Here is a 16,775-nt window from a genome sequence, read left to right on the forward strand (position 1 = left end):
TGCCGTCCGCGCCGTGGCAGGCCGCGCAATGCTGCGTGTACAGGTGCTCGCCGCGCATCACGTTCGCGACGGAAAACGGCGCGGGATTGCGCTGGAAACTGGTCGGCACCGCTGGCGCGAGCCACAGCGATGCCGGCGGCCACGGTGCGAACCATGCAACGGCCAGCGCGGCGACTGCCGATGCCGCACGCCATTTGCGCGACGCGATCGCGATACAGCCCAGCGCCACGGCGAGTGCGGTTGCCGCACCCGCGAACGCGAGCTGGCGCGTGAGCGCCGCGTCGATGCGCAGCGTTTCGAGCGCGATCCGGTGCGCCCAGGGCCACGCGGCCTGTCCGTCGGCATCGCCGGTCAGGCCGGCGGCATGCAGCACGCGCGCGAACGCGACCTGTGCGCGATATAGCAGTTGCAGGAACAGGAGCGCCCAGTCGGAAAACGGCGGTGCACTCATTGGCGCGGCCTATGTCGCGCACCGGCAATCCTGCGAACGGCACCGCGCATCTACCAGCTCGCATCGAGGCCGAGATGCCGCAGCGCCTCATGGCGCAGCTCGGCGAGACGCGGGTCGCCGCGATGGCGCGGATAGGGCAGGTCGACGCGCAGTTCCGCGACGATGCGTGCGGGACGCGGCCCGAACACGATCACGCGCTGCGCGAGAAACAACGCTTCCTCGACATCGTGCGTGACGAGCAGCGCGGAGAACCCGTCGCGTTGCCACAGCGCGGTCAGCTCGGCCTGCATCGTCAAGCGCGTCAGCGAGTCGAGCTTGCCGAGCGGCTCGTCGAGGATCAGGAGACGCGGATCGTTGACGAGCGCGCGGGCGAGCGCGACTCGCTGCGCCATCCCGCCCGACAGTTGATGCGGAAACACGTTGGAGAATTCCTGCAGCCCGACGCGCGCGAGCGCATCGTCGACGCGATGCTGCGCGGTGCGCGCCACGCCGCGCGCTTCGAGACCGAGCGCGACGTTCGCGCGCACCCTGCGCCACGGGTAGAGCGTCGGATCCTGGAACACGACGATGCGCGACGGATCGGGCCGTTCGATCGGCGCGCCGTCCTGCGCGATCGTGCCTTGCCGCGCGGCGTCGAGGCCCGCGACGAGCCGCAGCAGCGTCGATTTCCCGCAACCGCTCGGGCCGAGCAGCGCGACGAATTCGCCGGCCGCGACCGACAGCGTGACGTCGTCGAGCACCGGCAGCGGGCCGCCGGGGCCGTCGAACGCATGGCTCACGCGGCGAATGTCGATGCGCGCGCCGCGCGGCGCGGTGTTGTCGGGCGGCGTGAGAACGGAGGGTTCGAGAACGGCGGCGCTTACCATTTGACGGTTCCTTTCTGCCACGCGAGCGCACGGTCGCGCACCGCGAACAGCAGCGCGATCAGCCCGGAAAACAGTAGCGCCATCACGATCAGCGCCGCATACATGTTCACGTACGATGCCCAACCCTGCGCCCAGCTCAGGTACCAGCCGAGCCCCGACTTGACGCCCATCATCTCGGCGACGACGAGCACCGTGAACGACGCGCTCAGCCCCATGAAGATGCCGACGAACACGTGCGGCAGCGCGGCGGGAATCGCGACGCGCAGCACCAGGAAGCGCGCGTTCGCGCCGAGCGTGCGCGCGACGTCGTAGTACTGGCGGTTCACGCTCGCGACGCCCGACCACGTCAGCACCGCGACCGGAAAGCCGGTCGACAGCGCGATCAGGAACGCGGCGGCCGAATAGCTCGTCGGAAAGAAGTAGAACGTGAGCGGCAGCAACGCGGTGGCCGGCACCGGGCCGAGCACGCGCAGCACCGGATGCACCCAGTAGCCGATGCGGCGCGACCAGCCGATCGACACGCCCACCGCGAACCCGACCGCGACGCCGTAGGCAAACCCGAGCGCGAGCAGCTTCAGCGTATTGCCGGCGCTGCCGGCGAGGCGCGGCCAGTCGTCGACGTAGACCTCGATCAGCGCCTGCGGCGGCGCGAAGAACGGCGTGGGCAGCCAGCCGGTCTTCGCGGTGACGATTTCCCACGCGGCGAGCACGAGCGGCAGCGCGACGAGCCACGGCCCGGCCGGGCGCACGCGGGCGAGCCGTGCGCGCGTGGCCGGCACGCGATGGCCGAGCGTCGCCGAGATCAGCAGCAGCGCGGCGATCGTCCACGCGGCGGTGCCGAACGTATCGGTGTACGCCCAGTCGGTGAAGCCGACGACGCGGTTCGGCCACAGGTGCGTGATCGCGCCGAGCACGGCCCAGGCGACTGCCGCGACGACACCGGCCGGCCAGCTGCGCGCACGACGGGCTTCGGCCGCGAGCGTCGCGTCGCAGGCCGTGCACGCGGCACGGGACGTAGCGGTAGCCGTGGCGGCGGCGGGGGACGTGTGTTCGATCGTCGACATCGCGTCACCCCAGCACGTTCGCATAGACCTGCTGCGCGAAGCGCTGCGGGTCGGTGCTCTTCTTCAGCACGTTGATCCGGCGGAAATCGTCCGCATAGAACGCGATTTCCTGCTGCAAATCGACGTTGGTCGGGTGGTGCGTGTAGGTCAGCGTCGCGTACAGCTTGCGCAGGTCGTCGGGGTTGATCTTCGGCGAATACTTCGCGAACGCCTTCGCGGCTTCGTTCGGGTTGTCGTGCGTGTACTCGGTGGCCTGCACGATCGAGCGCGCGAGCGCGGCGGCGGCCGGCCGGTCGTTGCGTACGAGATCGCCGCGCGCGCCGATCACGCAGCACACCTTGCGCGCGTATTCGCCGGACAGGTTCGTCGCGAGTTCGGCATACGCGCCGTTGCTGCGTTTCTCGAGCAGGTAGAGATTCGGATCGCCGTCGGCAATTGCCTGGATCTCGCCCTTGTCGACCGCGACGCCGAGCAGGTCGGCCGGATACTGCCGCCACGTGATGTCGCGCTCGGGATCGATGCCGTTCTTCGCGAGCAGGATCGAGAAGAAGTGCTTGCCGGGCGCGGCGAGATCGCTGACGCCGACCGTCTTGCCCTTCAGCGCTTGCAGTGTCGTCACCCCGGCCGTCTTCGAGCCGAGCAGCCGCACGCAGCCGCCGTGCGAGCTGCCGATGATCTTCACGTCGAAGCCGGCTTCGAGCGGCTTCAGCCAGCGGTGGATCATCCCGACCGCCGCGTCGGCCTTGCCGGTCGCGATCGATTCGAGCAGCTGGTCGGTCGACCCGCTGTAGTTGATCAGCTCGACCTTCAGCCCGTTCTTCTCGAAGAAGCCGTGCTCCTGCGCGACGACGATCGGCGTCAGGCAGAACGCGTTCTGGTTCCACGCGAACGTGAGCTTCTTCAGCGGCGGCGCGGACCAGGCCTTGCGGCCGAGCGTGATCGCCGGTGCGGCGAGCGCGGCGGCGCCGGCCGCGCGCAGCAGCCGGCGGCGCTTGTCGTCATGGGCGCCGGTCGGCGTGGGTGCGGTGGTATCGGTCATGGTGTGGTTTTGGGTTTCGGTCGCGCGGCAGGCGCTCAGTCGAGCAGGTCGGGTTCGTCGGCGATGACACGCGCGAACAGGCTGTCGAACGCATGCAATGCGCCGTCGGGGCCGCCGATCTGGCTGTGCGTGTGCCGCGCGGTCGCGTGATCGATCGGTTGCGGCGTGCCGGCCGCTTCGGCCAGCAGCTGCGTGTGCGCGGCATTGTCGAGCGCGAGGTACCACCACGCGGCGGCCTCGACCGTCGGGCCGGCCGTCAGGATTCCGTGGTTCTTCAGGATCACGCCCTTGTGCGTGCCGCCGTCGGGTTTCACGAGCGCGGCCGCGATCCGCGCGCCTTCGCTCGTGTCGACGACCATGCCCGTGAAGTCGTCGAACAGCGCGTGATCCTCGTAGAACACGCACGCGTCCTGCGTCAGCGGGTCGAGCGCGCGGCCGAGCGTCGACCACGCCTTGCCGTAGGTCGAATGCGTATGCGCGGCCGCGACGAGGTGCGGATGCGCGTCGTGAATCGCCGCGTGGATCGCGAACGCGGCCTTGTTCAGCGGCCGGTTGCCGATCGCGGTTTCGCCGCGCGCGTTGACGAGCAGCAGGTCCGACACCTTGATTTGCGAGAAATGCACGCCGAGCGGATTTACCCAGAAGTGGTCGGGCAGTTCCGGATCGCGCGCGGTGATGTGGCCGGCAAGGCCCGACGCGAAGCCGAAGCGCGCGAACAGGCGGAACGCGGCCGCGAGCCGCTCCTGCCGGTGGCGGCGCTCGGCGGCGACGTCGACGCGCGGCACGGGCGGATCGAACCAGAAATGCTGGCGCGGGGTGTCGGCGAGTACGAGGCCCGACGCGGTGTGCGCGGGCGACGAAGAAGAAGACAGGACGGCGGACATGGCGGGCGGCTCCGTTTGCGTCAGGCGGCGCGGCGCGCCGCGTCGCGCGCAGCGACGGCGCTGCGTACGCGGGGAATCAGTTCGCGGCCGTAGTCGATCGCATCGTCGAGCGGGTCGAAGCCGCGGATCAGGAACGTCGTCACGCCGAGGTCGTAGTAGTCGAGCAGCGCATCGGCGACCTGTTCGGGCGTGCCGACCAGCGCGGTCGAATTCGAGCGCGCGCCGGTGAGCTTCGCGATCTCGGTCCACAGCCGCTTGTCGACCCGCGAGCCGCGTTCGGCCGCGGCGAGCAGGCGCCGCGCGCCTTCGCTCTGTTGCGGGCCGCCGGTGCCGAGACCGGCCGCTTCGCGCAGCCGGCGCGTCTCGTCGAGGATCCGGTGCGCGCGCGCCCACGCCTCGTCTTCGGTCGCCGCGAGGATCGGCCGGAACGACACGGAGAAGCGCACCTGCCGGCCGTGCTTCGCGGCTTCGGCGCGCACGCGGGTCGTCAGGTCGCGCACCTGGTCGAGCGATTCGCCCCACAGCGCATAGACGTCCGCGTGCTTGCCGGCGACTTCGAGCGCCGCTTCCGACGCGCCGCCGAAGTAGATTGGCACGTGCGGCTGCTGGAACGGCTTCACTTCCGAAAAGCCCTGCGTGAAGCGGTAGTGCGCGCCGTCGTGATCGAACGGCTGCGTTTCGGTCCAGATGCGTCGCAGGATGCCGAGGTATTCGTCGGTGCGCGCATAGCGCGCGTCGTGATCGAGGAAGTCGCCGTCGCGCTGCTGTTCGCTGTCCGAGCCGCCGGAGATGAAGTGCACCGCGAGCCGGCCGCGGCTGAACTGGTCGAGCGTCGCGATCTGCCGAGCGGCGAGCGTCGGCGCGGTGAAGCCCGGACGATGCGCGAGCATGAAATGGATGCGCTCGGTCGCCGCGGCCGCGAACGCGATCGTCAGGGTCGCCGACGGGCCGGTCGAGTGATGCGGGACGAGGATCCGGTCGAAGCCGGCCGTTTCGTGTGCCCGCGCGAAGTCGCGCACGTAGTCGGGGTCGACGACGGGGCCGGTAGGCGGATGGATTTCCGACTGCTTCTGGCTTTGGATCATGCCGATGAATTCGACGCTCATCTGGGTCTCCGATGCAAGGACGGCCCGGCGCGGCCAGCGACGGCCGGGCGCGGCGGGGAATGGAGCGCAGATTACCGCCGGGATCATGCGGAATGGAAATAATCAATCCGGATTTGAATATCAGATTTGCATGGTTTGGGCGCGTGTGCGCTGCGCATACGCTGTGGGCTCGCGATTAAATCGAACGGGCGCCGGCCGCTTGTCGTGCGGGGCTTCGGTCGCCGCCCGATCGCCGCCGATCGTCGTCGGCTTCACGAGCCGACGCGCCGCGTGCCGATCGATCTCCGCGGTCACCGCCGTTACGTTACTTGGCTACCCGCTACCCAGTCACCGAGGGAATCCGTACCGATGTCCGCCAGCCTTGCCGCTTCCTCGTCGCCAGCGCCGCAGTCGTCGCTGCGTCACCTGCCTGCCGACGATGCGCGCGTCGCCGCGCTGCTCGAGCGTCTCGCGCCCGAACTCGCGGCCGACGCCGCCCGCAACGATGTCGACGGCCGCTTCCCGCACGAGAACTTCGCGCGGCTGCATCGCGCCGGGCTGATCGCGCAGGTCGTGCCGCGCGAGCATGGCGGCGCGGGCGCGACGCTCGCGCAGGCGAGCCGCATCGTGGCCGCGGTCGCACGCGCCGATCCTGCGACCGCGCTGGTGCTGACGATGACGTATCTGCAGCATCGCGCGCTCGGCCGCGCGGACCACCGCTGGCCCGCGCGCCTGCGGCGTGCGGTGTTCGACAGTGCGGTCGACGAAGGCGCGCTGATCAACGCGCTGCGTGTCGAGCCGGCGCTCGGGTCGCCGTCGCGTGGCGGCCTGCCCGAAACGATTGCGCGTCGCGACGGCGACGGCTGGCGGCTGTCCGGCCACAAGCTGTACTGCACCGGCATTCCGGCGCTGCGCTGGCTGGCCGTGTGGGCCCGCACCGACGAGCCCGAGCCGCGCGTCGGCGTGTTCCTCGTGCCGCGCGAGCGCCACGCTGGGGACGATCCGCGCATCCGCGTGATCGAAAGCTGGAATCACCTGGGCCTGCGCGCATCGGGCAGCCACGAGGTCGTGTTCGACGACGTGCGGCTGCCCGCCGATCATGCGGTGGACGTGCACGCGCCCGATGCGTGGACCGTGTCGGCCGCGAGTCATGCGGATGTCGACGCGCAGGCCGACCAGCAGGCCTGGATGGTCGCGCTGCTCGGCAGTCTCTACGATGCGGTGGCGCGTGCGTCGCGCGACTGGCTGCTCGAATTCGCGACGACGCGCGCGCCGAGCGGGCTCGGTGCGCCGCTCGCGACGCTGCCGCGCGTGCAGGAGGCCGTCGGCGAGATCGAAGGGTGGCTGCACACGAATCGCGTGCTGCTCGACGCGCACATCGCACGCACCGATGCCGGCGATGCACCGCCGGTGACGACGAGCGGCCTCGTCAAGCGAACCGTGACGGAACAGGCGATCCGTACCGTCGAGCACGCATTGAAGCTGTCGGGCAATCACGGGCTGAGCCGCAGCAATCCGCTCGAACGCCACTATCGCGACGTGCTGTGCAGCCGCGTGCATACGCCGCAGGACGACGCGATCGCGGTCGCCGCCGGACGTGCGGCGCTCGAGTCGGCGGCGCTAAGCGCGACGCCGACCGCGGACGCGGGCGAGACGTCACGCCACGCGCCGGCATCCGCTCGACACGATGCGTGAGCGCGGTGGCGTGGCGGTCAGCGCAAACGGGACGACGCCGTGCAGGCGTCGTCGGTCCAGGTCAAGCGGCCTCGTCGTGCGCGGCGGCATCCGCGGGCAGCGCGAACGCCGTGCGTGCATGCGCGGCCACGGCCGCGAGCGGCGCCGCGAAGCGCGCGGCGTCCTGCCGGTGCAGCAGCCACAGATCGATCTGCGGCTTGAAATCGGCGAGCGGCACGATGTCGAGCGCATCGCGCAGCGGGCTGCCGTCGAGCAGCGGCAGCGGCATCAACCCGATGCCGAAGCCGTTCGCGACGCTCTGCAACTGCAGGTCGCGGCCATAAGTGTCGAGCGTGACCGGCATCGGCAGCCCCTGCGCGTCGAGCGCCCGGCGCAGGCCCGCGCGAAACCCGCAGCCGTCGGGATTGAGCACCCAGCCGCGCGCATGGCAGTCGGCAAGCCGGTAGCCGCGGCGCGGCCAGTCGCCCTTGCGGCCGACCGCGACGAGCCGCGTGGCCAGCAGCCGTTCGCCCTCGACCTGAGGCGGCAGCACCATCTCGCGGGCCAGAAACACCAGCGCCGCATCGAGCTCGCGGCGCGCGATGCGTTCGACGAGCGCGCCGCCCCAGGCGGTCGTGACCTGCGTGGTGAGCGCCGGCCATTGCCCGGCAAGCCGCGCGATCAGGCCGGGCAGCATCAGCTCGCCGAGCCCCTGCGTGAGGCCGACGCGGAATTCGCCGGCGGGCGGCCGCTGGCCGGCCGTCAGTTCGCGCAGCGCATCGACTTCGCGCAGGATCGCGCGACACTGCTCGACCACCTGCCGGCCGATGTCGGTTGGGCGCGGCGGCTTCGTGTTGCGGTCGAGCAGCGTCACGCCGAGCGCTTCCTCGAGGTTCTGGACGCGCCGCGTGATCGCGGGCTGCGTCATCCCGAGCTCGGTCGCGGCCTGGCTCAGCGTCTGGCAGCGGACGACCGCTGCAAAAGCGTCGATATCGCTAATTTTCATGTTTGTTCTGCATGGTCTTTCAGGTGCATCATGACAATCCATCATGTTCGGCATCATATTCGAGGAGCTGGCCGATGAGTACGCTTTCGTTGCGGCAGACGCCGCTGCATCCGTTCGTCGACGGGCTGGGCGCGCTGCTCGCGTCCGGCGCGAACGAGGCGCGCATTCTCGACGAGGGCGGCGCGTTGCTCGCCGCGCTCGTCGCGCACGACGACTGGCTGCCCGATGCGTTCGCGCAGCCCGATCCCGAGCGCTACCGCCAGTACCTGCTGCATCTCGATCCCGACGAGCGGTTTTCCGTCGTCAGCTTCGTATGGGGCCCCGGCCAGACGACGCCGATCCACAACCACACGGTGTGGGGGCTGATCGGGATGCTGCGCGGCGGCGAGTTTTCGCAGCCCTACCGGTTCGACGCAACCGGCAAGCCGGTGCCGGTGGGCGATGCGGTGCGGCTGCAGCCGGGCGAGGTCGAGGCCGTGTCGCCGCGCATCGGCGACGTCCATCGCGTGACCAACGCGTTCGCGGACCAGGTATCGATCAGCATCCACGTGTACGGCGCGAACATCGGCAAGGTCGAACGCGCGGTGTTCCTCGACGACGGGACCGTGAAACCGTTCGTATCCGGTTATTCGAACGCGTGACCTCGCATGCCGCCCGCGCCCGGTTGCGAACGCCCGCCCGCAGGCGCGAGATTCATCAGAATTTGCTCCGAGAAACCCCACCATTTCCCCCAAGGGGACTTCCTTCGGGGCGGATGGCGGGAAGGAAAGGCGTGCTGTTGACAGGCAGCTTCTTCCACGGGTTAGGATCACCGGCATGATTCTTGTCTACCGCTACCGCGTGAAGTCGCTCAACGGACTGCTCAACAAGCAGAGCCGTGCGGTGAACTACGTCTGGAACACCTGCAATGACACGCAGAAGCACGCGCTCAAGTGGAGCAAGAAGTGGCCGACGGGATTCGATCTGAACGTGCTGACGACGGGGAGCAGCAAGGCGCTCGGCATCCACTCCGGCACGATCAACGCGACGTGCGAGCAATATGCGAAGTCGCGCAGTCAGCACCGTCGGCCCTACCTGCGCTATCGCGGCAGGAAATCGCTGGGCTGGGTGCCGCTGAAGGGGCGTGACCTGAAGCGCGAGGGTGACGCGTTCCGTTTCGCCGGCAACACGTTTCGGGTATTCCACAGCCGGGCGCTTCCCGAAGGCAAGATCAAGGATGGGACCAACTTTGCGCAGGATGCCCGTGGCAACTGGTTTCTCAACATCGTGATCGAGATGCCCGATGTTCAGGCCCGCCCGATCCGTTCCGGTGTCGGCATCGATCTCGGCCTGAAAGACTTCGCCACACTTTCGACGGGCGAGAAGCTGCCCAATGACCGATTCGGCCGACGCGCGGCGGAAAAGCTGGCGAAGGCTCAACGGGCGCGAAAGCACAAGCGGCATATCGCGAAGTTGCACGCCAAGGTCGCGAATACCCGTGCCGATTTTCAGCACAAGCTCGCGCTCGATCTGGTGCGGCGTTTCGATTACATCGCGGTTGGCAACGTATCTGCCGTCAAACTTGCCAGAACCAGGATGGCGAAGAGCGTCTACGACGCGTCCTGGTCGTCCTTCCGAAACAAGCTCCGCTACAAAGCGATCGCGCACGGAGCCACGTTCGAGGAAGTCGACGAAAGCGGTTCTACCCAGTCCTGTTCGGCGTGCGGGTCGAAAGACAGCACGACGCGGCCGAAAGGTATCGCGGGACTGAGAATAAGAGAGTGGGCCTGCGATGGCTGTGGTGTCGTGCATGATCGAGATACCAACGCTGCGCTGAACATTCTCCGATGCGGACGTGCATCGCCAGGTGTGGGAATCACCTGCCTTTAGGCGGGTGAGGACGTCAACGACTTCAACAGAATCCGACCGAGACATCATGACGCAAACCGCTGATTCCACTTCCCGTTTCCCCGTCGCGTCGTACCAGGACGTACGCGCGCGCCTGCTGGCCCGCGACGAGCTCGCGCTGATCGACGTGCGCGAGGAGGATCCCTACGCGCAGGGCCATCCGCTGTGGGCCGCCAACTTCCCGCTGTCGAAACTCGAACTCGACGCGTGGACGCGCATTCCGCGCCGCGACACGCCGATCGTCGTGTTCGGCGAAGCCGGCGGCGAGGATCTCGCGCCGCGCGCGGCCGCGACGCTCGCGCGGCTCGGCTATACCGACGTGCGCCTGCTCGACGGCGGCCTCGCGGGCTGGCGCGCCGCGGGCGGCGAGCTGTTCATCGACGTGAACGTGCCGAGCAAGTCGTTCGGCGAATGGGTCGAGGCCGAGCGGCATACGCCATCGCTGTCCGCGCAGGAAGTGCAGGCGCTGATCGACGCGCAGGCCGACGTCGTGATCGTCGACGCGCGCCGCTTCGACGAATACCAGACGATGAACATCCCGACGTCGACGAGCGTGCCGGGTGCGGAACTCGTGCTGCGCGTGCGCGCGCTCGCGCCGAACCCGCAGACTCGGGTCGTGGTGAACTGCGCGGGCCGCACGCGCAGCATCATCGGCACGCAGTCGCTGATCAACGCCGGGCTGCCGAACCCGGTCGCCGCGCTGCGCAACGGCACGATCGGCTGGACGCTCGCCGGCCAGACGCTCGAGCGCGGCGCGTCGCGACGCTTTCCCGACGACGTCGGCCCCGCACAGCGCGACGAAGCACGCCGCGCCGCACGCGCGGTGGCCGAGCGCGCGGGCGTGCCGCGCATCGCGCTCGCGGACGTCGCCGCGCTCGACGAACCGGGCCGCACGCTGTACCGCTTCGACGTGCGCACGCCGGAGGAATACGAGGCCGGCCACCTGCCGGGCTTCCTGAACACGCCGGGCGGCCAGCTCGTGCAGGAGACCGACCATCACGCGGCCGTGCGCGGCGCGCGCATCGTGCTGGCCGACGATGACGGCGTGCGCGCGGACATGACCGCGTCGTGGCTCGCGCAGATGGGCTGGGACGTACGCGTGGTCGAGCCGGCCGGCACGGCGGCGTTCGTGGAGCGCGGCCAACCGCCGCGCGACGTGCCGGCGACGCCGCAGGTGAGCGAGGTGTCGCCCGCGACGCTCGCGGGCTGGCTCAAGGAGGCGGCTGCGGGCGAGATCTCGATCGTCGACGTGACGACCAGCGCGAACTACGTGAAGCGCCATATTCCCGGCGCGTGGTTCGTCGTGCGCGCGCAGTTGCGCGACGCGCTCGCCGCGATCCCGCCGGCGAAGCGCTACGTGTTCACGTGCGGATCGAGCCTGCTCGCGCGGTTCGCGGCGCATGACGCGCGTGCGTTGCTGCCGGCTTCCGCGGCAATCTCGGTGCTGACGGGCGGCACGGCAGCGTGGATCGACGCGGGGCTGCCGCTCGAGCATGGGGAAACGCATCTCGCGTCGCCGCGTGTCGACCGTTACCGGCGCCCGTACGAAGGCACCGACAATGCGGCCGCCGCGATGCAGGCGTATCTCGACTGGGAATACGGGCTGGTCGATCAGTTGAAGCGGGACGGCACGCACCACTTCCGCGTGATCTGATCGCGGCGCGGCGACCGGCGACCGGCGACCGGCCCGGCCCGGCCCGGCGTGCGCCGCGCCCGGTGGCCGCGCATTCAGCGAGTTCAGCGTTCAGCCGGTTCAGCGCTTGAACGTATCGACGGCCGTGCGGCCGACGGCCGGATCGTCGGTGAAGAAACCGTCGATGCCCGCGCGCAGGTACGCCTGGATCTCGCGCACCGAGCCCGCGGTGTTGCGCGTGGCCGGCGTGCCGCCGTCCTTCAGCGACGCGGGCAGGAAGTTGTTCTCCGGGCGGAACGTGTAAGGATGCACGACGAGGCCGGCTTCGTGCGCGTAGCGCACGTACGGCGTCGGCTGCTGCAGCGTGCCGTCCGCGGCCACCGCGATGATCGACGTCTTGTACGGCCCGACGCCGTTCGCATAGGACGCGACCTCGCGCATCCCGTCGCGCGTCGACAGGTCGCCATAGGTGCGCTTGTCGTTCGCCTTCACGAAGTCGTAAGGACGCTGGCCGGCTTCGTCCATCAACTGCACGAGCTTCCAGTTCGGCTGGCTCGACTTGATCCGGTTGCGAATCGTCTTCAGGTTCGCGACCTCGAACGACTGGATGTAGACGGTCGCCGTGCGCGCCGTATACGGATCCTTCAGCAGCGCGTCGACGAGGCGATCCTCGAGCGGCAGGTCGATCGACTGGAAGTAGGTCGGGTGCTTGGTTTCCGGATACAGGTGGATCGTGCGGCCGGTCTGGGCGGACATCTGTTTCGCGAGCGCGACGATCTCGTCGAAGGTCGGGATCTCGAACTGGTCGTTGTACGCGGTGTTCGCCGGGCGGACCTGCGGAATGCGCTCGCGGGCGCGCAGCGTCTTCAACTCGGCGAGCGTGAAGTCCTCGGTGAACCAGCCGGTCAGCTGCGTGCCGTCGATCGTCTTGGTCGCCTTGCGGCTCGCGAATTGCGGCAGCGTCGACACGTTCGTCGTGCCCGAGATTTCGTTTTCGTGGCGCGCGACGAGCACGCCGTCGCGGGTCGCGACGAGGTCGGGCTCGATCACGTCCGCACCGTCCTCGATCGCCTTGCGGTACGACGCGAGCGTGTGCTCGGGCCGCAGCGCGCTCGCGCCGCGATGGCCGACCACCTGGACCTTCGCGGAGATCGGATGCGTGGGATCGGACGCCGAGATATCGTCGCCGCCGCAGGCGGCAAGCAGAAGGGCGGCGGCACAGGCGAACGGGATGCAGCGCAGGGCGGTCGGGCGCGTGAAGAGCATGGCGGTGAACCTTCGGAACGGAAGTCGGTGAAAGGGCGCTCGATCCGGCGGCGCGGCCTGTCGTGCCGGGCCGCACGAGATTGAACGGGACGCGATCGTCGCACCGGATCATTACATATGTATTACTCTCGCCTTTCTATTTTGTTTTGACGAAAAATGAGCGGGACGATGGAACACGCGGTGGCGTACGCGATGCGATCCGACCCGTCCTGGGGAGCCGCCGCGCCGGATGCACTAAACTTGCGGGACTTTTGCATCGCCGCGCCGGGCCGACGCCTGCCCGCGCACGACGATGCGGCGACTCGCGGCCGGCGCGGGCACCCCTGCGCCGTGTGCGTCCGGGGCCCGCGCCGGCCGATTTTTACCGACCCATGACGACTCATACCGCTCCCGCCTACCTGCTCGGCGACCTGCTGAAGAACGTTTCCCGCTCCTTTTACCTGACGCTGCGCGTGCTGCCCGACGGCATGCGCGAGCCGGTCGGCCTGGCCTACCTGCTCGCACGCGCGGCCGACACGATCGCCGACACGGCGCTCGTCGCGCCCGAGCGCCGCGCGGCGCTGCTGACCGACCTGCGCGACGAGATCGAGCGGCTCGGCGACGGCGCGGCGCTGTCGCGCGCGCTCGAGGATGTGACGCGGATGCAGACGGATTCGCACGAACACATGCTGCTCGCGTCGATGAAGCCGATGCTTGCGTTGCTGCGCGCGCAGCCGGACGCGGACCGCGCGTCGATCCGCAAGGTCGTCGCGACGCTGACGTCGGGGATGGAATTCGACCTGCGCACGTTCCCCGACGAGCAGTCGGGGCAGGTCGCGTCGCTGCCGAACCGTGACGAACTCGATCGCTACACGTATCTGGTCGCCGGCTGCGTCGGCGAATTCTGGACCGACATGACCGGCGCGCACACGCGGGCCGCGCGCGGCTGGGACTTCGCGGACATGCGCGAGAAGGGCATCCGTTTCGGCAACGCGCTGCAGATGACCAACATCCTGCGCGACTGCGCGAAGGACCTGCGGATCGGCCGCTGCTACCTGCCGGACGACGTGCTGGCCGCGCATCGCATCGGCGTTGCCGACCTGATGTCGCCCGACGCGTCGGCGCGCGCGCGCGGCGTGCTGGTCGAGCTGTTGCGCGCGACGCTCGCGCAGTATCGCGACGCGTGCCTGTATACGCTGGCGATTCCGCGCCGCTTCGTGCGTCTGCGGCTCGCGTGCCTGTGGCCGATCATGATCGGCCTCGAAACGCTCGAACTGCTGGCCGGCCATGACGCGTGGCTCGATCCGGCGCGGCCGGCGAAGGTGCCGCGCAAGCGGGTCTACCGGATCATGGCGTCGTCGCTCGCGCTCGTCGGTTCGAACGCGGCGATCCGTGCACGCATGAACGCGCTGGTCGACGCGGTGAACGCGCGGATCGCGCATTGAATGTCGCCGGCGCGAGGCGCCGGCATCCTCCTTCGGCCCGCGTTCGCCGGGCCGCTCCGTCCGATCTCCCCCGCACGGGCTGAAACGTTTTCAAATTTCGCTTCCCGAAATGTGGGTGTCATGAACGTAAGCGATCCTGCGCGGCGATGTGAATCGCGGTGTCGATCGCGGTTGCGCATTGGTCAGAACAAACGTGCCGAAGGCGTCTGACAACATCGCTCGGTCGCGATGCACCCGTAAAAATGTAAAGCTAGGGTTTTCACCGGGAAATGCCGGAAATCCCCGCCGCGTAAGCGTTTTCAGGTGTTATGTAACCGTTTGGTGAACCCGTGCGTTGCGTCGATCATACGATGACCGACTGGGCGTATTGGGAAACGATTGGTAATCCGTCAGAATCGCACCGGCATGTACTCGCACATGTGTATAAAACCACACCAGAAAAGAAATCATTCTTTGAGGACGGAGAATCAATGAAAAAGCGCGTCGCTTTCGCCATGACGGCAGTGGGTCTCGCAGCCGCTACCGCAGCCCACGCCCAGAGCAGCGTCACCCTGTACGGTATCGTCGATAACGCTATCGCCTACCAGAACAACTCGTCGGCAACCGGCGCGACCACGGGTGGTCACTCGAAGGTGCAGATGGCCACCGGCATTTGGGCGGGCAGCCGCTTCGGCCTGAAGGGCAGCGAAGACCTCGGCGGCGGCACGAAGGCGATCTTCCAGTTGGAAGCCGGCTTCAACGCGAACAACGGCTCGTCGCAATGGACGAACGGCATCTTCACGCGTCAGGCATGGGTTGGCCTGAGCAACCAGACGTACGGTACGCTGACGGCAGGCCGCCAGTACACCGCGTACTACACGCTGCTGTCGCCGTACAGCCCGACGACCTGGCTGACCGGCTACTACGGCGCGCACCCGGGTGATATCGATTCGCTGGATACCAGCTACCGCGCGAACAACTCGCTCGTCTACATGTCGCCGAAGTTCTACGGCTTCACGGTCGGCGGTTCGTACTCGTTCGGCGGCGTCGCAGGCAGCGTGAACCGCGGCTCGACGTGGAGCGCGGCGGTCCAGTACCTGAACGGCCCGGCAGGCATCGCGGTCGGCTTCCAGCGTATCAACAACGCGACGCTCGGCGGTGGTGTGTGGGGCGCGAACTCGACCGCGCAGAACGGTCTGGACACGAGCGGCAACGGTGCAGAGCAGGCCGTGTCGTCGATCAACAACGGCTACAAGACGGCCCAGGCGCAACAGCGTCTCGCGGTGACGGCAGGCTATCAGTTCACGCCGGCGTGGGACGTTTCGGTTTCGTACTCGAACGTGCAATACATCCCGGGTACGCTGTCGGGCTTCCGGAACACGGCAATCTTCAACACGGCAGGCGCCGTGCTGCACTGGAAGGCAGCGCCGCAGTGGGACTTCGCGGCAGGCTACTCGTACACGCGTGCGACCGAGTCGAACGGCATCTCGAGCTCGGCCAAGTACCATCAGGTCACGCTGTCGCAGTACTACAGCCTGTCGAAGCGCACGGGTCTGTACGCAGTTGAGGCTTATCAGCACGCGAGCGGCAACACGCTCACCCCGACGGGCGGCGTGATCCTCGCGACGACGTCGACGGGCGACGGCGTGGGCGCAGGTTCGAAGCAGAACCAGATCGCTGCCGGCGTCGGCCTGATCCACCGCTTCTAAATGTCGCGCGGCGCGCAAGCGCCGCTCACGGCATGCGGTTTGAAGAAACCGGCCTTCGGGCCGGTTTTTTTTCGTCGGTACGTGCCGGGCGCGTGGTGCATGGCGCCGGTGCGGTGTCGGTCAGGCCGCGTCCGGCAATGCATCGTCGAGTCATCATGCCGGTCAGCGGTGCGAATCATCCGTCCAGTTTCCCGCCAGCGCCTGGAACAGCGCCGCCGTATCGGCAAGCCGGTCGGCTTGCGCGCGGGTCCGCTCGAGCGCGGTCTGCAATACCTGTCGCTGTGCGTCGAGCAGGTCGATCAGGCTGATTCCGCCCGCTGCGTAGCGGTCGCCGGCAATCGCACGGCTGGCCGCCGCCTGTTGCGCAGCAGTGTCTCTCGCCTGCAATTCGGCCGCATCGTGTTCGACCGCGCGCATCGCGTCGGCCACCTGCTGAAGCGCCAGCAGCACGGTTTCCCGATAGCTCGCGAACGCGGCGTCGTACGCCGCTTCGGCCGCGCGTTTCCTCGCGCGCAGTTCGCCGCCGTGAAAGAGCGGCTGCGTGAGGCCGAGCCCGACGTTCCACACATTGAGCCCGCTGACGATATCCGCAATGCGCGTGCGCTCCGACCCGATCCCAGCCGAAATCGAAAAACGCGGATACAGGTTCGCCGTGGCCACGCCGACGTTCGCGCTCGCCTGGTGCAGCACGGCCTCCGCCGCGCGGATGTCGGGCCGTTCGCGCGCGAGCGTCGACGGCAGCGCGACCGGCAGCGTGCGAGGCAGCGCGAGTGCGTCGAGCGCGAGGTCGGGCAGCGCCTCGCCGGAC

14 protein-coding genes and 1 pseudogene are annotated in these 16,775 nt (G+C 68.6%); 6 read left to right on the plus strand and 9 right to left on the minus strand.

The window, feature by feature from the left end; translation table 11 throughout:
- The 6 genes and pseudogenes from F3J14_RS26845 to F3J14_RS26870 all read right to left on the minus strand — a co-directional run.
- Positions 1-451 (minus strand): annotated as a pseudogene (locus F3J14_RS26845) (cytochrome c); the annotation flags it as partial.
- 50 nt (positions 452-501) lie between these two features.
- Complete coding sequence (locus F3J14_RS26850) at positions 502-1,317, minus strand: ABC transporter ATP-binding protein (RefSeq protein WP_166725542.1); 816 nt, start codon at positions 1,315-1,317, stop codon at positions 502-504.
- The gene (locus F3J14_RS26855; RefSeq protein WP_166725543.1) at positions 1,311-2,381 is read right to left on the minus strand and encodes an ABC transporter permease subunit; all 1,071 of its coding nucleotides are present in this window, start codon (positions 2,379-2,381) and stop codon (positions 1,311-1,313) included. Before F3J14_RS26855 ends, F3J14_RS26850 begins: the two co-directional genes overlap by 7 nt.
- Positions 2,382-2,385: 4 nt before the next feature.
- Entirely contained in the window at positions 2,386-3,420 is a 1,035-nt protein-coding gene (locus F3J14_RS26860) for an ABC transporter substrate-binding protein (protein WP_166725544.1), read from the minus strand.
- A gap of 35 nt (positions 3,421-3,455) precedes the next feature.
- On the minus strand, positions 3,456-4,304 hold the full coding sequence (locus F3J14_RS26865) for a class II aldolase/adducin family protein (protein WP_166725545.1): 849 nt from the start codon (positions 4,302-4,304) through the stop codon (positions 3,456-3,458).
- Positions 4,305-4,324: 20 nt separating this feature from the next.
- Positions 4,325-5,410 (minus strand): LLM class flavin-dependent oxidoreductase, encoded by a 1,086-nt coding sequence (locus F3J14_RS26870; protein ID WP_166725546.1) that lies wholly within the window; start codon positions 5,408-5,410, stop codon positions 4,325-4,327.
- Between the two features lie 348 nt (positions 5,411-5,758).
- On the opposite strand from F3J14_RS26870, the gene F3J14_RS26875 reads away from it, so the two are divergent.
- On the plus strand, positions 5,759-7,084 hold the full coding sequence (locus F3J14_RS26875) for an acyl-CoA dehydrogenase family protein (RefSeq protein WP_166725547.1): 1,326 nt from the start codon (positions 5,759-5,761) through the stop codon (positions 7,082-7,084).
- A gap of 61 nt (positions 7,085-7,145) precedes the next feature.
- Here F3J14_RS26875 and F3J14_RS26880 read toward each other — a convergent pair whose 3' ends face one another.
- Positions 7,146-8,069, minus strand: coding sequence for a LysR family transcriptional regulator (locus tag F3J14_RS26880; protein WP_166725548.1), 924 nt, complete (start codon positions 8,067-8,069; stop codon positions 7,146-7,148).
- A gap of 74 nt (positions 8,070-8,143) precedes the next feature.
- On the opposite strand from F3J14_RS26880, the gene F3J14_RS26885 reads away from it, so the two are divergent.
- The 3 genes from F3J14_RS26885 to F3J14_RS26895 all read left to right on the plus strand — a co-directional run bounded on the left by F3J14_RS26885 (position 8,144) and on the right by F3J14_RS26895 (position 11,610).
- The gene (locus F3J14_RS26885; protein ID WP_166725549.1) at positions 8,144-8,710 is read left to right on the plus strand and encodes a cysteine dioxygenase; all 567 of its coding nucleotides are present in this window, start codon (positions 8,144-8,146) and stop codon (positions 8,708-8,710) included.
- A gap of 175 nt (positions 8,711-8,885) precedes the next feature.
- Positions 8,886-9,938: an RNA-guided endonuclease TnpB family protein gene (locus F3J14_RS26890; RefSeq protein WP_166725550.1), complete on the plus strand. Its 1,053-nt coding sequence runs from the start codon at positions 8,886-8,888 to the stop codon at positions 9,936-9,938.
- 46 nt (positions 9,939-9,984) lie between these two features.
- Entirely contained in the window at positions 9,985-11,610 is a 1,626-nt protein-coding gene (locus F3J14_RS26895) for a rhodanese-related sulfurtransferase (protein WP_166725551.1), read from the plus strand.
- A 99-nt stretch (positions 11,611-11,709) separates the two neighbouring features.
- Here the strand turns inward: F3J14_RS26895 and F3J14_RS26900 are convergent, their stop codons facing one another.
- The gene (locus F3J14_RS26900) at positions 11,710-12,855 is read right to left on the minus strand and encodes a glycerophosphodiester phosphodiesterase (protein ID WP_166725552.1); all 1,146 of its coding nucleotides are present in this window, start codon (positions 12,853-12,855) and stop codon (positions 11,710-11,712) included.
- 371 nt (positions 12,856-13,226) lie between these two features.
- Between F3J14_RS26900 and F3J14_RS26905 the strand changes: the two genes are divergently transcribed.
- On the plus strand, positions 13,227-14,279 hold the full coding sequence (locus F3J14_RS26905) for a phytoene/squalene synthase family protein (protein ID WP_166725553.1): 1,053 nt from the start codon (positions 13,227-13,229) through the stop codon (positions 14,277-14,279).
- A gap of 470 nt (positions 14,280-14,749) precedes the next feature.
- Complete coding sequence (locus tag F3J14_RS26910; protein ID WP_166725554.1) at positions 14,750-15,967, plus strand: porin; 1,218 nt, start codon at positions 14,750-14,752, stop codon at positions 15,965-15,967.
- Positions 15,968-16,129: 162 nt separating this feature from the next.
- On the opposite strand, the gene F3J14_RS26915 is transcribed toward F3J14_RS26910, so the two are convergent.
- On the minus strand, positions 16,130-16,775 hold a 646-nt coding region (locus F3J14_RS26915; RefSeq protein ID WP_166725555.1), incomplete at its 5' end, for a TolC family protein.

The organism is Burkholderia sp. Tr-862 (genome assembly GCF_011753085.1).
Classification (GTDB): Bacteria; Pseudomonadota; Gammaproteobacteria; order Burkholderiales; family Burkholderiaceae; genus Burkholderia; species Burkholderia ambifaria.